At 48.1% G+C, this 19034-nt stretch carries 14 protein-coding genes; 11 read left to right on the forward strand and 3 right to left on the reverse strand.

Annotated elements, in window-relative coordinates:
- The first annotated feature begins 190 nt into the window (after positions 1-190).
- Together KQJ23_RS02890 and KQJ23_RS02895 are read left to right on the forward strand one after the other, a co-directional pair.
- Positions 191-607: an SRPBCC family protein gene (locus KQJ23_RS02890; protein ID WP_216477177.1), complete on the forward strand. Its 417-nt coding sequence runs from the start codon at positions 191-193 to the stop codon at positions 605-607.
- 2 nt (positions 608-609) lie between these two features.
- Positions 610-954 carry an ArsR/SmtB family transcription factor gene (locus KQJ23_RS02895; RefSeq protein ID WP_216477178.1) on the forward strand — a complete coding sequence of 115 codons (345 nt, stop codon included), beginning with the start codon at positions 610-612 and terminating at the stop codon, positions 952-954.
- A gap of 281 nt (positions 955-1235) precedes the next feature.
- On the opposite strand, the gene KQJ23_RS02900 is transcribed toward KQJ23_RS02895, so the two are convergent.
- Both KQJ23_RS02900 and KQJ23_RS02905 read right to left on the reverse strand, forming a co-directional pair.
- Positions 1236-2069 (reverse strand): carbohydrate ABC transporter permease, encoded by an 834-nt coding sequence (locus KQJ23_RS02900; protein ID WP_216477179.1) that lies wholly within the window; start codon positions 2067-2069, stop codon positions 1236-1238.
- A complete protein-coding gene (locus KQJ23_RS02905; protein ID WP_187375183.1) occupies positions 2069-2959 on the reverse strand; it encodes a carbohydrate ABC transporter permease in 891 nt (296 codons plus the stop codon). Before KQJ23_RS02905 ends, KQJ23_RS02900 begins: the two co-directional genes overlap by 1 nt.
- Positions 2960-3134: 175 nt before the next feature.
- Here KQJ23_RS02905 and KQJ23_RS02910 point away from each other — a divergent pair, with 175 nt between their 5' ends.
- From KQJ23_RS02910 to KQJ23_RS02935, 6 genes are all read left to right on the forward strand, one after another.
- On the forward strand, positions 3135-5003 hold the full coding sequence (locus tag KQJ23_RS02910) for a cache domain-containing sensor histidine kinase (RefSeq protein ID WP_216477180.1): 1869 nt from the start codon (positions 3135-3137) through the stop codon (positions 5001-5003).
- Entirely contained in the window at positions 4981-6633 is a 1653-nt protein-coding gene (locus KQJ23_RS02915; RefSeq protein ID WP_216477181.1) for a response regulator, read from the forward strand. The genes KQJ23_RS02910 and KQJ23_RS02915 overlap by 23 nt, the downstream gene beginning before the upstream one ends.
- Positions 6634-6772: 139 nt before the next feature.
- Positions 6773-8089: an ABC transporter substrate-binding protein gene (locus KQJ23_RS02920; RefSeq protein ID WP_216477182.1), complete on the forward strand. Its 1317-nt coding sequence runs from the start codon at positions 6773-6775 to the stop codon at positions 8087-8089.
- A gap of 88 nt (positions 8090-8177) precedes the next feature.
- Positions 8178-10295 carry a glycoside hydrolase family 36 protein gene (locus KQJ23_RS02925; protein ID WP_216477183.1) on the forward strand — a complete coding sequence of 706 codons (2118 nt, stop codon included), beginning with the start codon at positions 8178-8180 and terminating at the stop codon, positions 10293-10295.
- 167 nt (positions 10296-10462) lie between these two features.
- Complete coding sequence (locus KQJ23_RS02930; RefSeq protein ID WP_216477184.1) at positions 10463-11752, forward strand: NCS2 family permease; 1290 nt, start codon at positions 10463-10465, stop codon at positions 11750-11752.
- Between the two features lie 205 nt (positions 11753-11957).
- The gene (locus KQJ23_RS02935) at positions 11958-12491 is read left to right on the forward strand and encodes a hypothetical protein (protein ID WP_216477185.1); all 534 of its coding nucleotides are present in this window, start codon (positions 11958-11960) and stop codon (positions 12489-12491) included.
- Between the two features lie 547 nt (positions 12492-13038).
- Here the strand turns inward: KQJ23_RS02935 and KQJ23_RS02940 are convergent.
- Positions 13039-13767: a GntR family transcriptional regulator gene (locus KQJ23_RS02940; protein WP_216477186.1), complete on the reverse strand. Its 729-nt coding sequence runs from the start codon at positions 13765-13767 to the stop codon at positions 13039-13041.
- A gap of 134 nt (positions 13768-13901) precedes the next feature.
- On the opposite strand from KQJ23_RS02940, the gene KQJ23_RS02945 reads away from it, so the two are divergent.
- The 3 genes from KQJ23_RS02945 to KQJ23_RS02955 are packed head-to-tail and all read left to right on the forward strand — an operon-like array spanning position 13902 to position 19026.
- Positions 13902-15632: a class I mannose-6-phosphate isomerase gene (locus KQJ23_RS02945; RefSeq protein ID WP_216477187.1), complete on the forward strand. Its 1731-nt coding sequence runs from the start codon at positions 13902-13904 to the stop codon at positions 15630-15632.
- 15 nt (positions 15633-15647) lie between these two features.
- Positions 15648-16559 carry an ROK family protein gene (locus KQJ23_RS02950; protein ID WP_283571146.1) on the forward strand — a complete coding sequence of 304 codons (912 nt, stop codon included), beginning with the start codon at positions 15648-15650 and terminating at the stop codon, positions 16557-16559.
- Entirely contained in the window at positions 16552-19026 is a 2475-nt protein-coding gene (locus tag KQJ23_RS02955; protein WP_216477189.1) for a glycoside hydrolase family 38 N-terminal domain-containing protein, read from the forward strand. Before KQJ23_RS02950 ends, KQJ23_RS02955 begins: the two co-directional genes overlap by 8 nt.
- The last annotated feature ends 8 nt before the right edge of the window (positions 19027-19034 follow it).

Here is a 19034-nt window from a genome sequence, read left to right on the forward strand (position 1 = left end):
TGACGGCTTGGTTGATTCAGAGAAAACCTCGACCAACCGCAATCGTAAGCAACTTCCACGTTGCTACCAGCGTGCATAATCATTAATTCAACCTATATGGAAACCAAATGGTTTCATATTTCTCGTATAAGGAGTATAATAAATGGAAACCATAAGGTTTCATGTATTAAATCTGAAAGGGAGTATCTTAATGTCTACTCAAGCATTACCCGATATCCGCAAGACAATTCTTATACAAGCTCCGCTTCAAAAGGTGTGGGAAGCCGTATCCACCCCCGAAGGGCTGGCAGCCTGGTTTATGCCCGGCAACCTGCAGCCGGTGGCAGGTCATGAATTTATTCTCGAGGCAGGACCCTTTGGCCAATCCCCTTGCAAGGTGCTGGAGGTTGAGCCGGAGAAGCGGTTGTCTTTTACCTGGGGGAAGGATTGGACACTAACCTTTGAACTGGTGCAGCAGAGTGATCAGGTTGAATTCACGCTGATTCACAGCGGCTGGACAGCTGAGCAGTTGACTGAATTCGGGGAACCGCACGAACTGGTAAGAGGCCGGATGGATGGAGGCTGGAGCGGTATCGTGAAGAAGCTGTCCGCCTTCTTGGAGAGCTGAGTATGTCATCGTCATCGGCAGCACAGAAACAGGACATATTTCAGGCGGTTGCGGATCCGACCCGGCGGGAGCTGTTAAGCCTGATTGGCGAGAGGGAAGTGCCGCTCAAAGAGCTGACACCGCACTTTCCCATGAGCCGTACCGCCGTATCCAAGCATTTGCATGTCCTTGCCCATGCAGACCTCATCCGGGAACGCAAGGTGGGCCGAGAGACAAGATATCGCGTCAATGCGGACCCGCTGCTTGAGATCAAGCGTTGGCTCAACTATTTCGACCGCTTCTGGGATAATAAGCTGAACATCCTGAAGCACTATGTAGAGCAGGACCCATCTTCATCAGAAAAATAAAGAAGCAGCAGCCAAGCCGGAACTCTGGCTTGGCTGCTGCTTTGCTATTCTGGCGCACCTATATAAGTTGAACAGAGGAGTTTGCGAAGAAGAGCATAAGTGTGAAGTGTTACAAGCTTTCTGTAAGAAAGCTGCTTCGGAAGCATAAAGCCGAGGCGTTCGCCTTTGTGAGCCGATTTCTAGCTTATGAATGTCTAATTCGGTCAGAGAAATCCGCGAACAACAGCGATCGCAAGCACACTTTACACGTTGCCCCCTCGTACATCATTAGTTCAACTCCCCTATCCCTTCACTGCCCCTGCTACAACGCCTTTTACAATGTATTTTTGCAGGAATATGAATACGATAATGGATGGAAGTACAGCCATAACCATGGCCGTCATGGCATACTGCCAATCCGAGGTATATTGGCCGACGAAGGTGTAGGCCGCCAGCGTCAGCGTCTTGGTTGAAGGCGATCCGTTGACCATTAAGAGCGGGAGCAGGAAGTCGTTCCAGATCCACATCACATCGATAATAATGATGGTCGTCGTTACGGACTTCAAGAGCGGGAAGATCACGCTGAAGAACAGGCGGAACCCGGAGGCTCCATCAATCGTCGCGCTCTCGTCAATTTCCCGGGGAATCCCCTTCACGAAGCCGTGGTAAATGAACAGGGCCAATGGAGCCCCGAAGCCCCAGTACAAGAGGCCAAGCCCCCAGGTGCTTTCCGACAGATTCAGACTTTTAGCCATTTGCAGTACCGTCAGCATGATCGATTGGAACGGGATCAGCATCGGCATAATACAAATGAAGTAGATCAGGGAGCTGGCCCGGGATTTGGTTCGAGCCAGCTTATAGGCTGCAATCGAAGAAATCAGAACAATCCCGGCGAGTCCGAGTACGGTTATGACTGTGTTGTTCAGGAACAGCCTTGGATAGTTGATGTACTTCCATACATAAGAGTAATTCTCGAACGCGAGCTTTTTAGGCAATGCGATGACATCGGTCATCAGCTCGGAGAAGCTCTTCAATGAATTGATGATGGTCAGGAACAGCGGATACAGGAAGATCAGGGAGATCAGCACCATGACAATTTCAAGCAGGATGATTCTCCAGTCTCTCTTCTTTTTCATTAGGCTTCAACCTCCCTGCGCTTGAATATTGTCAATTGAATCACCGTAATGATCAGAACAGCGATGAACAGAATCAAGGCCTTTGCTGTACCGTAACCGTACAGATTGTTCTGGAAGGTATCCCGGTAAATATCGTAGGCCACGCTATAGGTTGTCCCTCCGGGTCCTCCGCCGGTCAGCGACAGAATTACGTCGAATACCTTGATCGAGTTGGTCAGCGCCATAAAAACAGAGATCGTAATTGAAGGCGCAAGCAGCGGCAGTGTTACATTAAAGAAACGGCGAACCGGTCCAGCGCCATCCACTGTGGCCGCCTCCTTGAGATCATCGGGAACCGACTGAAGCCCGGCAATGTAGATGACCAGATAGAAGCCAATGGATTGCCATAACGATACGAGCAGGATAGAAATGAAAGCCAAATTCTGCTCGCCCAGCCAACTTAGTCCGAACAAGCCCCAGCCTGTACTGGCACCCAGGGATTCAAAGCCTTGCATAAAGATGAACTTCCAGATGAAGCCGACAATAACCAAGCTTAAAATATAAGGAATAAAGAAGGCAGCTCTTAGCCAGTTCGTGCTCTTCAGCTTCATATCGAGTACAAGAGCAAGCAGGATGGCGAGCACGTTCACCAGAATAATATAGGCCAGTGCATACTTGATCGTGAACCAGGCTGCATTGGAGAAGTTCGCATCTCCCATGAAGATTTGTTTGAAGTTATCCAGCCCTACGAATTTCGGGTGCTTGGATATCCCGTTCCATTGGGTTAAGGAATAACGAATCGTCATCATGAATGGATAGTAAAATACGACAATAATGCTGACCAATATCGGCAACGTAAATGCGCCAAATTCCAGTCTCTCAGCTCGTCTTCTTCCACTTTTCAACTGTATGCACCTCTTTTGTCAGACGAAATTTGTAAACCGAGCATTGCAGATATGCTGTGCTATAGTGTAAGTATAGTGTAGTTATTAGGATGCCCTAAATGGATTTAAGAAATCAGTTAAGGGTAAAAAGGTGAACTGAAAATATCCCGCACCTAACCCCCTAAAATAAAGGATGAGGCATATGATCGATGGACTGAAACGCGCTCTGCGGGCAGGATATGCCCGTTTATCCGGACGATTGGCGAACAAGCTCATACTGTTCTTCTCCACGATCATTATCCTGGTTGTGGTGTCGTTGACCCTCATCTCCGGTCATATGCTGCGAAAGGAATCCGTCGCTAACAGTATTGAAAGTACGGAGAACAACCTGAAGCTCGTCAACCAGAATCTGGAAGATTATCTGGCAGATATCGAGCAACTGTCTCTTCCGCAAATCCGCTATGATGAGTTGCTTCAAGCCATCGTTAATGAAGACACGGACTACGCCTCCAAGATGTACCTGGAGCAGTACCTGCGCTCTCTGTTCTACTCGCGCTCCGATCTGAACGGTATTTTCCTGTATTTGATCGAGCAGGAGAAATACTACTCCATCGTCCGGGAGGGCTCCGATACAAAAGTCCGGACAGGCTTTCAAAGCGGGATTGCGGCTCAGCCTTGGTTCGAGCAAGCAATGGACAGCCCGAAGAGCCGTTCCTTCCAATCCTTTGTCCAGCCTAACAGCCAAATCGGATATATGACCTTCAAGGATCCAGGGCTAATGGCTTACCATCGGGTCATTCGCTCCATTGCTTCCCGAGAGCCGCGGGCGGTCATCTCATTTTATATTCAGCCGGAAGTCATCGAAGAGATCCTGCAGGACATTCCCATAGAACAAGGGGAGCATCTGATCTTTTTGGACCCGGATAACACCCCTTTTTATGCGGATGACCTTTCGTTCTTTGAGCAAATGAAGGATACGAGCCAGTGGGATTACCTGGATCCCAGCGAAAGTGACGGCGATAGCGGTAATGGCAGCGGTCCAATCATTTGGAGGACTCCCGAGGGAAGCCAGTACCTGATCGTCAGCAATACGGGAGAGAAGGAGAAATGGGAACTGGCTAAGCCAATCCCCTACAGCAATATCTATGAGCCGGCCAGACAAGCGAGGAATGTGGGCTTTTTGATCGGCGCCGTATTTTTGATTCTGTCGATCATTCTGGTTGCCTGGATATCCAATGCAATCACCAGACCGTTATACCGGTTATCCCGGCAGATGAGGAAATTCAGTGAGGGTACCTTTGATGCAGTAGCCTTGGTAAGAGGACAGGATGAGATCGCCGACCTGAACCGGCACTTCAATAAGATGGTATTCAGAACAAACGAACTGATTAATGAACGTTACAAAATGAAGCTGGTAGAGAAAAATGCGATATTAAAGGCGCTTGAAGCCGAGATCAATCCCCATTTCCTATACAATGCTTTACAGGCCATCTCCACCAAGGCACTGCGGAGCAAGGATTTCGAGGTAGCGGATATGATCGGAGCGCTGGCATTGACATTGAGATATTGCATTGGAGGCAAGGATATCGTATTTGCGCGGGAGGAACTGCAGCATATCGACCGTTATCTGGCATTGCAGAAGGCGCGCTTCGGCGACAGGCTTGAGGTGGAGCTGGAATGGGACGAATCCCTGAAGTCACTGCAGATTCCGAAGCTGTCCCTACAGACGTTGACCGAGAATTCCATCAAGCATGCTGTCGAGAAAATGTCCGGCACGGTCAAGATCGGAATCAGTGCCGCATTTACGGAAGGCCACTTTGTCATCACCGTCGAGGATAATGGGCCCGGCATCCCGCAAGAGCGGATCGATCAGCTTGAGGCTCTCTTTCAGAAGGACTGGGAGGATACCCAGGAGAGCGAGAATATCGGACTTAAAAATTTGAATACGCGGCTCAAGCTGCTATATGGAGAACATGCCGGGCTTAAAATTTGCAGTACAGATCATGGAGTATCCATTACAATGATGATTCCGCGGGGTGAAGATAGCGATGTACAAAGTATTGATTATTGATGATGAACAGCCGCTGCGTGAGGCGATTCAGATATTAGGCGAATGGGACAGGCTGCAGGTCGGAGAGGTGCTGGAGGCAGCTGATGGACAAGCCGGATTGGATATGCTGCAAGCTTACAACCCTGATCTGGTCATGATGGATATGAAAATGCCGGAAATGGGCGGCTTGGAGCTGCTGAAGATCATCGAGCAGGAGTATCCTCAGCTTCCCGTCATCGTCATTAGCGGGTTCAATGACTTCGAATATGCGAGACAAGCCATCCGGTCCAATGCTCTGGATTACTTGCTCAAGCCTGTCAATCGGCAGGACTTGAATCAGGCTTTGCAAAAAGGGATCGATTTGCTGGAGGCCAGAAAGCAGGATCGCAGCGAATCCATTTCCCGCAACATTACGTACAACATGTCGCTGCCCAAGCTGAAGGAGAAGCTGTTTCTCTCCCTCATTGAACGCAGCTATAACAAGAGCACCGACCAGGCTTCCATGTCTTTGATCGGTGCCGACGATAAAGGAAGATATTATGGGGTTCTAGTATTAAGAGTGCTTAACCTGAAGGCGGTATGTGAACAGAGATTTAATTCGGACACAGAGCTTCTTTCCTTTGCGGTAGCCAATGTATTTAACGAAATGACGGAATCGGGGCTCACCTGTTTCAGCTTTGCTAATCCCAAGGGAGAAAGGGAGATGATCGCCGTCTATGACGGAATCGGTGCAGACGCCAGGGAATGGCAGTTCCGTGCCGGACAGTTGCTGCGAAGTGTAGTTACCCAGCTCCATACCTTGTTCGGTATTATATCTGTCGGCGGTCAAGGCGCTCCGGCACTGGATCCCAAGAAGCTGGCGGACTCTTATGAAGAAGCAAGAATTCGCGTATATAGCGTCGACCTGCTCAAGCTGTCCGGACGATCCTTCGTGGGCATGACAGAGGATCGCAGAGCGCTGGAAATCCCTTCGCTTACCAGCCGGGTGACACTGATCAAGAGCAGTCTGGAGAATGGAAACCAGCATCAGGCCGCAACCTTGGGCAGCGATTATCTTCGTCAAATTAAGTCAACCGCATTTTTCAGAATCGGAGATGCGGACCGGCTGCTTACCGAGTTGGTCGTACTGTTCAATGATGTGGCCCGGGAGCATGGTGTAGCCGAAGAGAATATGCCCAACCCTGGGGAGAAATCGTTGAGAGCCTTTGGCTTGAAGACCGACTTTTCCAGCTATGATGAACTGGAGAATGTGTTTGCAGGCATATTGGAGTACTACAGTGCGCTTATTATGCAGGCGGCTTCCAGTCCGCGTTCCTTTGATGCCCAGCATATTAAAGACTTTATTGACAACCATTATTATGAAGACATAAAAATATCGTATTTTGCCGAAAAATATTATCTAAGCAGGGAATACTTAATGAAGCTGTTCAAGCAGCAGTTCGGGTACGGAATTCATGAGTATGTCCAGAAAATACGGATGGATAGAGCGCGGAAGCTGCTGGACAATCCTGCGTTGAAAGTCCAGGAAATATCGGAAATGCTGGGCTATAAGGACAAGAACTATTTTAGCAAAGCCTTCCGGAACTACTATGGAACCTCGCCCTCCGAATACCGGAACCAATTAAGTGAGGATCAGGATAAAAAGGATTAAGGGTAAGAAAGCGATTTCACTTTTTTACCCTTAATTCGCCACTTATCTACATTTTTATCCGGAGGCTCTCTCACTACAATGAGGAGTATAACAGTTAATGCAATTCCAACACTAACTACGAAAGTGGGGGTACAAAAGGATGAAGAAAAAAAGAGTATGGGCAGGCTTCTTCAGTTTAGCGTTGGTTATGGGGTTGTTATCCGGATGCGGAGGCAATAACACCGCAAGCAATGGGGGTACCAATTCAGAAGGCACGGCAACCGGGGACAATAGCAAGCCGGTCACCATTTATATGTTCACAGCTTCTCCGGAATACACAGATGCGTTTAACACGTATATATCGGAATATAAAAAGGTTAAACCGAATGTGACGATCAATCTTGAGATTATGCAGGCCGACTATAATACGGTACTGAAGTCGAAGATCGCTGCAGGGAGCACGCCGGATGTATTCCAGACAACGGCAGGCGGAGATATTGATACCTTCGCGGATTACAGCGCGGATCTGACGAATGAACCGCTCGCCTCGGCGATGACCGATGCGGTTAGGTCGAATATGACTTCTTCGGATGGCAAGGTGCTGGGTCTTCCAATTAAGGGGAACCTGTTCACCCTCATCTACAACAAGAAATTGTTTGCAGATGCAGGCATCGAATCCTTCCCGAAGACAACGGCTGAGCTGGATGAAGCGATCACCAAGCTGGAAGCCAAGGGAATCACTCCATTTGCTAATGCCTACAAAGAATGGTGGGTATGGAAGCACATCTTCCAACACTATGTAGATGCAGCGGCGAAGGATGCAGGCATGGAGCCTAAAGACCTGGTGAGCAAGTTCATCAGCGGAGAAGCAAAAATCAAGGACTATCCGGTTCTGTATGATAATTTCTTCTCCTTCATCGATACGACGGTTGCGCATGGTACAGACAAGCCGCTGGAACGCGACAGCAATGCTGAGGTAAGTGACTTTGCATTAGGCAAAGCAGCGATCATGACGGGTAAAGGCGCATGGGATGAGGAAGCCATCAAGAAAATCACACCGGACTTCGAGCTTGGGATTGCAGGCTACCCGGTAAGTGATGATGCGGCAGACTCCTTCATTATTACAGGAGCCGACCAAGCGCTGCGGATTAACAAAGACTCCAAGGTCGTGAATGAAACGATTGAATTCTTCAACTGGCTGTATACTTCGGACTATGGCAAGAACTGGTTCTCCGAAGTAGCAAAGGTCATTCCTCCGATCAAGGATGCTCCGCTTCCGGATCTGGATATGCCTAAGCAAATGGAAGAAATTCTGAAGACGGAACCGTCAGGCGACCTGTCGGTGAACTACTCGCTGGATACCTTTCACCAAAAATTCGGTGAATTGATGCAGGCCTATATTGGCGGCAACAAGACGAAGGACCAGGTCATTCCTGAAATCGAACAGGCTTGGGTGCAATTGGGCTCAGCTCAATAATACAGTGGATCTATAGCGTCAATTCGCCGCAATGCTCGAAGGGGTGCTGCGGCGGATTGAACTATTTTTTTATAGGCGGGTGTTAATAATGGCACAGAACCTGGTCATTGTAGAAAACGGACTTCATCTTGTCATTGAAATTACAGATCAGCTTGATGTACGGCTGCTTCATTTTGGCTCGACGCCTTACCAGGCCTCCTTTATCGAGGAGAAGCAAAGACCCGGCTTTCGGCTGATGGAGTTGCAGTTAACCGGCGAAGACCGGGATGAATACCATGGGCGTACCCATCGGGCTTCTTATCCCGGATTGCGGATGAAATACGCAAGTCATGAGGATAACCGAAACGGCATGGGACGTAGACTGGCTATCACTTTAGCCGATGATGAAACAGGCTTGAAGGCGATTCAACATTTTCAATTTCTTGATGGCATCGGCATGCTGCGCTCATGGGTGGATCTGGTACATGAGGGCAAGGAGCCGGTAGGGGTAGAGTATGTGTCTTCATTTGCGCTCACGGGTGTTGATAAAGAGGGCGTGCTCTCCCGCGATGAGAAATTAAGGCTCTTTATTCCGCACACCGGCTGGCAGAGCGAGCTGCAATGGCGGTCTTACAGTCTTCCTGAGCTGGGGCTGTCTCATGTAACGGACCGGTCCTCCAAACGGATTGCTTGCAGCAATACAGGCTCGTGGTCAGCTGCCGAGCATATTCCGATGGCCGTGCTGGAAAATCAAGAAGCCGAGAGCACGCTGGTATGGCAGATTGAGCACAATGGATCCTGGCACTGGGAGATGTTCGACCAATTCGATTATGTCACCCTGCTGATCAGCGGGCCGACCGAGCACGATAATCAATGGTGGAAGCAGCTTAAGCCAGGTGAGAGCTTCTCCAGCATCCCTGTCGCGGTAGGGGCGGCGAATGGAGGCTTTGAGCAGGCGATTGGGGAATTGACCCGCTATCGCCGCGCCATTCGCCGGCCGAATGAGGATAATCGCAAGCTGCAGATTATTTTTAATGATTATATGAATTGCCTGTGGGGAAGTCCTACGACGGCCAAGTTGCTGCCTTTAATCGACGCGGCTTCTGAGGTAGGCAGCGAATACTTCTGCATTGACGCCGGCTGGTATGCGCCGGGTGAATGGTGGAGCGGCGTTGGCGAGTGGCTGCCATCGGAGGAGCGCTTCCCGGAAGGGATCAAGTATGTGCTCGACTACATCCGCGGCAAGGGAATGGTTCCCGGTCTCTGGCTGGAGCTGGAGGTCATGGGGATCCATAGTCCGAAGCTGAAGGACACCGATGACAGCTGGTTCTTCATGCGGCATGGCAAGCGGGTGATGGACCGCAGCCGCTACCAGCTGGACTACAGCAATCCGAAGGTTGCCGCGTATGCCACGGAAGTCATTCGCCGGTTGGTGGAGGATTACGGCGTCGGCTATATCAAGATGGACTATAATATCAATGCCGGTATCGGTACAGAACGGGAATCGGACAGCTTCGGAGACGGGCTGCTTCGTCATAACCGGGCTTACCTGGCTTGGCTGGATGGCATTTTTGCCAAATATCCGGCTCTGGTGATCGAGAATTGCTCCAGCGGCGGAATGCGGATGGATTACGCCATGCTTAGCCGATATAGCATTCAATCCACCAGTGATCAGGAGAACTATGTGAATTATGCGGCGATTGCGGCCACGGCCCCATCTGCATTGACACCCGAGCAAGCGGCGGTATGGTCTTATCCGCTTCAGGAAGGTGATGATGAAGAAGTCGTCTTCAACATGGTTAACGCCTTGCTGCTGCGTGTGCATCAGAGCGGGCACCTTGCGGAATTGAATCCTAGACGCAAGGAACTCGTGAAGGAAGGTCTCGATTACTACAAGACCATCCGGTCTGAGATTCCCGAGGCCCTTCCGTTCTGGCCATGGGGGCTGCCGACACAGCAGGATGAATGGATTGCCATGGGGCTTCGTGCAGATGGGCGGCAGTTTATTGCGGTGTGGCGAGCCCGTGATACGGACGGTAATGGAGATCAACCTGCAGCGCGCGTGCTGGACCTGCCGGATCTGATTGGGAGGAAGGTCAACGTCCAATGTGCTTATCCGTTGAATTTTGCTGGTGAACATGCCTGGGATGCGGCAGAGGGCAAGCTTTCGGTTACCCTTCCGGCAGCAAGAACAGCGAGACTTTTCGAGATACGGATTGAAGAATAACCGCATATATCTATGGTCTTTTAAGGCTGGTTCGTGAACAGTTTTCGACTGTTTGCGGACCAGCCTTCTGTTTGTTTGCTTAATTCCTTGACGAAGATAGGGGATAGAAGGACAATACAATAGTTCGACATCTTTTTTGTGACATGATGAAGGGAGATTTATGTTCGATGAAAAAGTTTTTTAAATTGGAGCAGCATGGGACCAGCGTGAAAACGGAGCTGCTGGCCGGGCTTACCACCTTTCTGGCGATGGCCTATATTCTTGTCGTTAATCCGGCTGTTCTATCGGCCGCAGGCATTCCGTTCGATCAAGTGTTTATGGCCACGGTGATTTCCGCTGTCATAGGCACTCTGTTTATGGCGCTGTTCGCGAACCACCCGATTGCGATTGCTCCGGGGATGGGTTTGAATGCTTACTTCACAAGCGTCGTAGCGACGACCGGCTTATCCTATCAGGTTGTCCTGGGAACAGTCTTTCTGGCGGGACTGCTGTTCCTGCTGCTCAGTCTGACCTCTCTGCGCGAAGCGCTGATCCGGGCGATTCCGGACAGCCTTAAATATGGAATTACCGGCGGAATCGGTTTGTTTATTGCTTTCCTGGGTTTAAAAATGTCAGGCATTGTGGTAGCAAACCCCGACAATCTGGTTACATTCGGCGACCTGCACCGTTCAGTCACATTGCTGACGATTCTGGGTCTATTCATCACTTTGATTTTAATGGCTCGCCGGATTCCGGGAGCTTTGTTCATCGGGATGGCGATTACTGCATTGATCGGCTACTTCACCGGTCAGCTGCATTTTGACGGCTTCTTCTCTGCGCCGCCGCTCCCTGTCTTCTTTGATATGGATTTGCCGGGCGTATTTTCGCAAGGGCTCTACACCACGGTATTTGCCTTCCTGCTCGTAACTCTGTTTGATACCACCGGGACATTGATCGGCGTTGCCGAACAAACCGGTGCGATGAAGAATGGCGAGCTGCCGCGTGCGAAGTCGGCTCTGCTGGCGGATGCAACCGCAACGACGATCGGTTCCATGTTCGGCACGAGTCCTACCACCGCCTATATCGAATCGACCACAGGCGTTGCAGCAGGCGGGCGTACCGGGCTTACCTCTCTGGTCGTCGGCTGCTTGTTTGCCCTGTCTATCTTCGTCTCGCCGCTCGTCGGTGCCATTTCCTCGCTTTCCGCCATAACCGCGCCTGCGCTCATTATTGTAGGATGCTTCATGATGGAAGGCCTGGCAAGAATCCAATGGAAAGTCTTCGATGAGGCTTTCCCTGCGTTCGCTATCATGCTGATGATGCCGCTCACTGCCAGCATCGCTACGGGGATCGCAGTCGGATTCATTACTTATCCTGTGATGAAGTTTGTCAGCGGCAAGGGCCGCGAGGTGCATCCGCTGCTCTATATCTTTGGTCTTATTTTCGTGATTCAGCTCGTGTTCTTCCCGGCTCATTAAGCCGCTGAGCGCCGTAGTATCCGGTAGAAATAAAGAATTTATTGTTACCAGGTCTTAACCTCGCTGTGACCTATTTCCGGTTTTTTCATTATATAATGAAGGTAAGATATAACCTCCGGTGTTTGAAATTCCGGAAAATGGTTATTTATTCTTATCATGTCATGGTGATTTTGAAATTGCCGGAGACTGGAAAGGCGGGGTTAAGATGAAAAAAAGGTTAAGTGTCGTGCTCGCTCTGTTCCTTGTTGTCGTGATGTCTTCGTTGGTTACGTCGAGTTCGGGCGCTGCAGATCGTAAAGACAGCTCTGCCCGCCCAGCCATTCGGGATGGACAAGAACTTACCGTATATATAGACCAGTTGAACCTGACGGATGAGGGAAGCGGCGAGATCGTCGTAGACCCGGTTCAATGGTATACAGGGGAAGAGGCGAAGGCTGAATTCGCCAAATACGAGCCTGATGCAGGAATTGACGGACCGCCGGACGGTTACTTTATTGTCAATGAGAGCGAGCTCTTGCTGCCACTGGCCGTGGCGGAGGACGCTGTAGTGATTATGCAGGTGTATGACCGGACCGGAGATTTTGCCGATGTCGGCATTCAGTGGAATGAACGCATTTCGTTGTCGAAGCTGGACACCTTGCTTCACCATACCGATATAGTGGATGTCCGCGATTTTCCGTATCATTTGACGATCGAGGATGGGAAGGTTACTAAGATTGTCCAACAATATATCCCTTAGAGGAAGTTCAAAAAACCGGCTTTTGATCACGAGGTATTTCGAGATGTTGATTCGACGTCGAATCTTGCGTTCACCCTCGAAGTCCGGTACTCATGTAGGCTTCTCCTACACTCCGTTCCTCCTTATTCGGGTTCACGCAAGCTTCTCGGTGCTGAAAAGCCGATTGTTTGAACACGTATTGTAAAGAGGAAGTTCAAAAATCGGCTTTTGATCACGAGGTATTTCGAGATGTTGATTCGACGTCGAATCTTGCGTTCACCCTCGAAGTCCGGTACTCATGTAGGCTTCTCCTACACTCCGTTCCTCCTTCTTCGGGTTCACGCAAGCTTCTCGGTGCTGAAAAGCCGGTTGTTTGAACACGTATTGTAAAAGAGGAAGTTCAAAAATCGGCTTTTGATCACGAGGTACCTTGAAGCTCACAGCAGCATTTTAATACTATATAGGTTGAACTATAAAACTACGTTGCCCTCAAAACGTAAAATTTAATAGTTCAACTTATATAGTAACAACAAAGACCTGGGGATTCGTCCCCAGGTCTTTTCTTTATTTACTTTTTCGAAAAGTCTAAATAATATCTATATTTCTTTCCAATGTAATAGCACTCAGTGTATTCATGAAATTGAGAAGCGGAAGAACTGGTGAAACGGACTCTTTTTAAGACGGGCTCATGCTTGGTCATTTTCAATATCCGCTGCAATTCGCTATTGGCGAGCATGGCCTCTACATACTCGCTTTCCTTATTCATAACGATATGAAACGTCTTCAAATACTCATAAAATGACCCGTAATAATCCTTCGGAGACAGTGAAAAGCCTGGTCGGTAAGGGACGTATGTTTTGAAGTAAGCGAGGAAATCATCATCAGATCCCCTGATGCGAGTTAACAGGAGAACGTCTTCGCCTGGATTTATTTTTAAATACTTGGCGATTTGATAATCGGCTGGAATCCTTTTAACTTCCGCTTTCATTGTGATTAGGAGTTTTCCCTGTTCCAACAGCTCTTGAGTGAAGCTCTTGACCATGGTAAAGTAGTCCGCATTTTCTAGCGAGAAGCGATTGACGAAGGTTCCTTTTGCGCGTTTGCGAATCAATAGATTATCTCGCACCAACTCGTCAATTGCTTTTCTAATCGTGATACGGCTCGCATGATAAATGTCGCACAATTCCATTTCAGTGGGAATGCGTTGTCCTTCTACCCACTTTTCTGTCCGGATATTTTCTCTGAGAATATTGGCGATTTGAATATACAAGGGTTCGGAAGTCGTTTGCTGTTTCATCTTCAGGCTCCTTTTTGTCCTATTGTTATAACAATAGAGGATAAGGCTTGATATCAAGGCTTTAAAAATAGACAAAAAACACGGTGTGAACATGTTATCGTGTAAGTGAAATACAAATCAAAGGGGATTGCAGAATGAAATATGATTTCTATCCTGCCGTCAAGGTCAAGGGTGAACATCGAGCGTTCTTTCGTTATGATGTCATTGTTCAACAAATAATGCAAGAAGTGAAAGCTAAAGGTCTTAATGTCATAACAATTGAAAATTATCCTGTCGTAGATGAGCAAGAGCTGCTTGAAAAATTGATCCGGCCTTTGTCGCCGGACCTGGTCATTCATAGTGATGCTGTTTTTGTAGATGATGCATCGTTTGAGCAAATGATTGCGCGCAATTTGACGAGTGACCGCGTCTTTGGCGTGATGAGTAACCACTGCATGGAAGAGTTCGTTGATTCGGCTAAACTGGCAGCTGTTCAAAGGCAAATTGCCGGGGCGAGACCGGGTTTAGTTCTGATTTATGGTGTGGGCGCCAGCCTCGTTACAGCCCCGGACTTGTTGATTTATGCGGATTTATCACGCTGGGAAATTCAAACCCGATATCGATCGGGAAAATTCCCGAACTGGAAAGCACATAATGCCGGCGAGGATTGGCTGCAGATGGCCAAACGCGGTTATTTCTTTGAATGGCAAGTAGCAGACCGGCAGAAAAAAAGGGCTCTCTCCAGAGCTGATTATGTACTTGATACACATAAAGCCGAGCCGGTAATGCTGACCGCATCCAGTTATTTTAAGGCATTAGAAGAAGCTTCGAGACAACCCTTTTCACTTGTTCCGTTTTTTGACCCTGGTGTTTGGGGCGGACATTGGATGCAAGAGACGTTTGATTTTAGAAAAGAAGAAGTGAACTTAGCTTGGTGCTTTAACGGTGTGCCTGAAGAAAATAGCTTGCTGCTGGACTTTGGTGAGGCAGCCTTTGAAACACCGGCAAACAATCTTATGTTCTTTAACGGAGAAGAAGTGTTGGGCCCTCGTGTCTTCGGACGGTTTGGGGCGGAATTCCCAATTCGCTTTAATTTTCTGGATACCGTTGGGGGGCAAAATTTAAGCTTACAGGTTCATCCGAAATTGACCTATATCCAAGATACCTTCGGCGTACCTTACACCCAGGATGAAAGTTACTATGTTCTGCATGCTGGGGAAGGAGCGAATATATATCTGGGATTTAAAAACGGGACAGAAAAAGAAGCCGTTATGTCCGCGCTTAAGCGGGCAGAGGCTGGTGAAGAACCTTTTGATGATCAGCAATTTATTTATCAACAACCGATCAACAAGCATGATCATTATCTAATTCCAGCAGGAACCATACATTCCAGCGGCGCAAATAGCGTTGTATTGGAAATCAGTTCAACACCCAATCGGTTCACGTTTAAACTATGGGATTGGGGGCGGGTTGATTTAGACGGCAAGCCGCGAGCTGTTCATTTGAATCATGGTGAACCCAATTTGGATATGCGCCGGGATGAAGAGTTTGTTAGGAGGGAATTGATTAATCAATTCGTTGTTGTTGCAGAAGGAGAAGGTTGGCAAGAAGAAAGAACTGGACTACACGAGTTGGAATGGATCGAAACACGGCGGCATACCTTTTCGCAGCCCGTCGATCATCTGAACCATCAAGGGGTCAATGTATTGAATTTAGTCGAGGGCGAGGAAGTAACGATTGAAAGCCTGGATGAATCATTTGCTCCTTTTGTGGTTCACTATGCTCAAACGGTGATTTTACCGGCAACGATTCAACGGTACCGCGTCACACCAACGGGAAAATCGGCTGGGAAAACTTGCAGAACGATAAAAGCGTTTATTCGATAGAAATCGAGGTGCAGGATGAAACCATGTTATTTGTTGTTAGATGTAGGGGGCACGGAGATCAAAATCAATGCATTGGCAGGCAACCAATGGCTTTATTCCAGCAGTCGCCATGTTCCCTCCTTTGCCAGCGAGACAAAATTGGTAATTTTGGAGCATTTGCAAAAACTACTGCTGGAAACCATTAAGGAAATCGAACAGCGAGGAGATCCGTTACAAGCGATCGGGTTTGCTTTTCCCGGACCATTCGACTACGAAAACGGCATTAGCTTGATGAAGGATTTTAGAAAATACGACGCTCTTTATCTGGTAAATCTTAGACAATGCGTGCAAGAGTGGCTAAAGAATAGCGGGCGAGCGCAGGTGCCGGTTATTTTCGGGAATGATGCAAGATGCTTTGCGCTAGGGGAATATCATGCAAATTCATTTATTCAGAAGGGAATCTATTTGACCTTGGGGACAGGCTGTGGTTCGACCTTTATTGAACATGGCTGTGTCGTTGGACACAGATACGGCTTGAATGCGGAAGGGATGCTGTATGATACACCATTTAAAGAAGGAGTACTGGATGAGTATCTTTCTGTCAATGGGTTGCGACAACTAGCAGAAGACAAGAACTATCCGTTTGACAACGGGAAGAAATTAGCGGAATCTGCGTTGGACGGCGATAAGGAAGCGGCAGCCATTTTTCAAGCCTTTGGCCAGTTGCTCGGTGAGGGAATATCGTCATTCGCAGCAGTTTTTGAGCCGGAGGAAATTGTTTTTGGGGGTCAACTTAGCAAGAGCATGCCTTTATTCAAAGAATCGCTGCTTCAAGAGTTGCAACCTGTTCAGCCAAACGTCCGGGTGTCGGAGGATCCGGCGAAATCTACGCTAAAGGGCTTGTATAGGATTATTTTAGATCAGACAAGGGGAGAAGAAGATGTCTAAAAAAATATTGTACTTGGTTCATCATTCACATACGGATATTGGATACACCGATAGACAAGAGAAAATCAGCCGTTACCATGTGCATTATATCCGAAGCGCGCTGCGTTTCTTGGAGAAGATCGAGAACGGGGAAGCACCGCAGTGGGAAGGGTATAAGTATACCTGCGAAAATTACTGGCAAGTAGAACAATTTTTAGCACAAGCGGCACCCGAAGAAATCCGTACTTTTGAAAAGTATGTTCAGCGCGGCTTCATCGATATTTCGTTAACGTATTTGAATTTGACAGAATTAGTCGATTTCGCGATTTTGAATAAAAAATTTAAAGCGGCCAGAGATTATGTCAGCCGGTTTGATCGAACCTTTGATTCGGCGATGACTGCGGATATCAACGGCTTTTCGTGGGGCTATGCAGAGGCGATGTATCAAAATGGCATCCGTAATTTCTTTTCATGTCTGCATACCCATCATGGGATGTTTCCGCTATTTAAAAAACAGACTCCTTTCTGGTGGGAGACGCAAGACGGCAACAAGTTATTGGTTTGGAACGGGGACCACTATCAAATAGGGAACGATTTCTTATTTATTCCTAACTCCGACCAAAGCAAACAATACGGCGTTGCAGGTTTTTCCGAGCAAGATTGGGAGGACCAGCTAAAAATCACGGAATCGCGTGTGTTCGAGTTCTTTGAACTTTTAGAAAAGGAAGGGTATGAATTTGACTTTTGCCCGGCGATGATCAGCGGGATTGTTACGGATAATTCGCCTACCAGTCCCCGTATGATGGAAGGCATCCATCGTTGGAATCAGTTGCATGGCGAGAGGATTACGGTCGAATTAGTCACACTGAATGAATTTTTTGAGCAATTGAGAAAAAGAGAGCTAAACATCCCTACCTACAAAGGAGATTGGCCTGACTGGTGGGCAGATGGAGTCGGCTCTACCCCTTCCGGAGTAAAGCTGTATCGTGAAGCGCAACGCAATTATCGCTTGATCAACAAGCTGGATCCAACGGGCGTGTTGGCTGACCAAAAGCAGTTGCAAGCGGCAGAGGGTCAGCTTATGATGTATGCCGAGCATACGTGGGGGTTTCATTCATCCGTCTCGGAGCCTTGGGATGCTTTTGTCAACCTATTGGATATGCGCAAATCCGCCTATGCTATTAACGGCCATCGATTAATGGCGAATCATTTAGATGATGTTTTGGAAGCTTACGGAGAAGCGCCTAATCAGTTAGACCGCGAGAGTTTCTTTAAGGTCATCAATCCGCATGATGAACCGGTGCATGCTTTGACCAGTGTCTATGTGCAGCATTGGCAAACGGTGGATGATTCCTATTTCACTTTGTTAAATGATTTTGTGGAAGTGGTGGATTGCGTAACAGGGACTGTGATTGATTCGCAGGTATCGCATAGCTCACGGGGGAAGAAAGTCTCGTTCTATCTGGATATGGCGCCAAAGGAAGAACGCATTGTGCGTTTGAGAAGAAAAGTCGTGCAAAAGGCAAATTCCAAATACTACAATCATGCCCATATTGGAGCGGAACGCATAGAAGACATTGCCCCATACGATGGATTTTCTCATGATGTTTCTGTCTATGGCATTAAAACGGATCATTTAAATGTAATCATCGAACCTGGCAAAGGCATTACCTCGATTGTTGATCGTACCACGGGCGCACAGCTGCTTCATCCGAATGCGGTCCATGCGCCGTTCTCGGGGGTTTACGAGATGACACCAAATGATCCGAGTCCTTATATGGTTCGGAGTCGAATGGGGAGGAACCGCAAAGCACCTGCAACATTGAGGGAGCATGCAAAATTAACTAACGTTCGGCAACTGGAGGATGGAACTTTATTTGCTAAAGTATTGCTGTCCTATACATTAGCAGGAACCCAAATGTATGATGTGATACTGACTGTTTATAAGAGGACTCCACAGATCGATGTCACAATTCGTGTGCAAAAGAATATGGAGTGGGCACCTGAGAATCTTTATGTGTCCCTGCCGTTTACTTATGGCTCTCCAGCAGAAACAGACTGCTATTTTGAAAAGTCAGGGTCAATCTTTCAACCGGGAATCGATCAATTGCCGGGTACGAATACATCCTTTTATTTACTCGATAATGGCGTCTGCCTAAAAAATAAGAACCATCATCTTTTCGTCGCCATGAAAGATACGCCGCTTGTGACATTTGGCCCATTGGAGAGCAGTCTTGTCGAATTGTGTAATGAGAAGAGCGCGAGGAAAAATAAAGAGGTCTTGTATTCCTGGGCGATGAATAATTTCTGGGAAACAAATTTTAAAGTGGATTTATCAGGATTTTATGAATTGGATTACGCAGTCTATCTCATTCAACAGGAAAATGCCGAAGTTGCAGGCATAGTCAGCCGTGCACGCCATTTAGTTGAAGGCCTGGCAGCCGTAGCCTACAATCCAACGGTAGCAGAAAAGGAAAGCTTCATATAGAATCGGAT

Source organism: Paenibacillus brevis, from assembly GCF_018919145.1.
Lineage (GTDB): Bacteria > Bacillota > Bacilli > Paenibacillales > Paenibacillaceae > Fontibacillus > Fontibacillus brevis.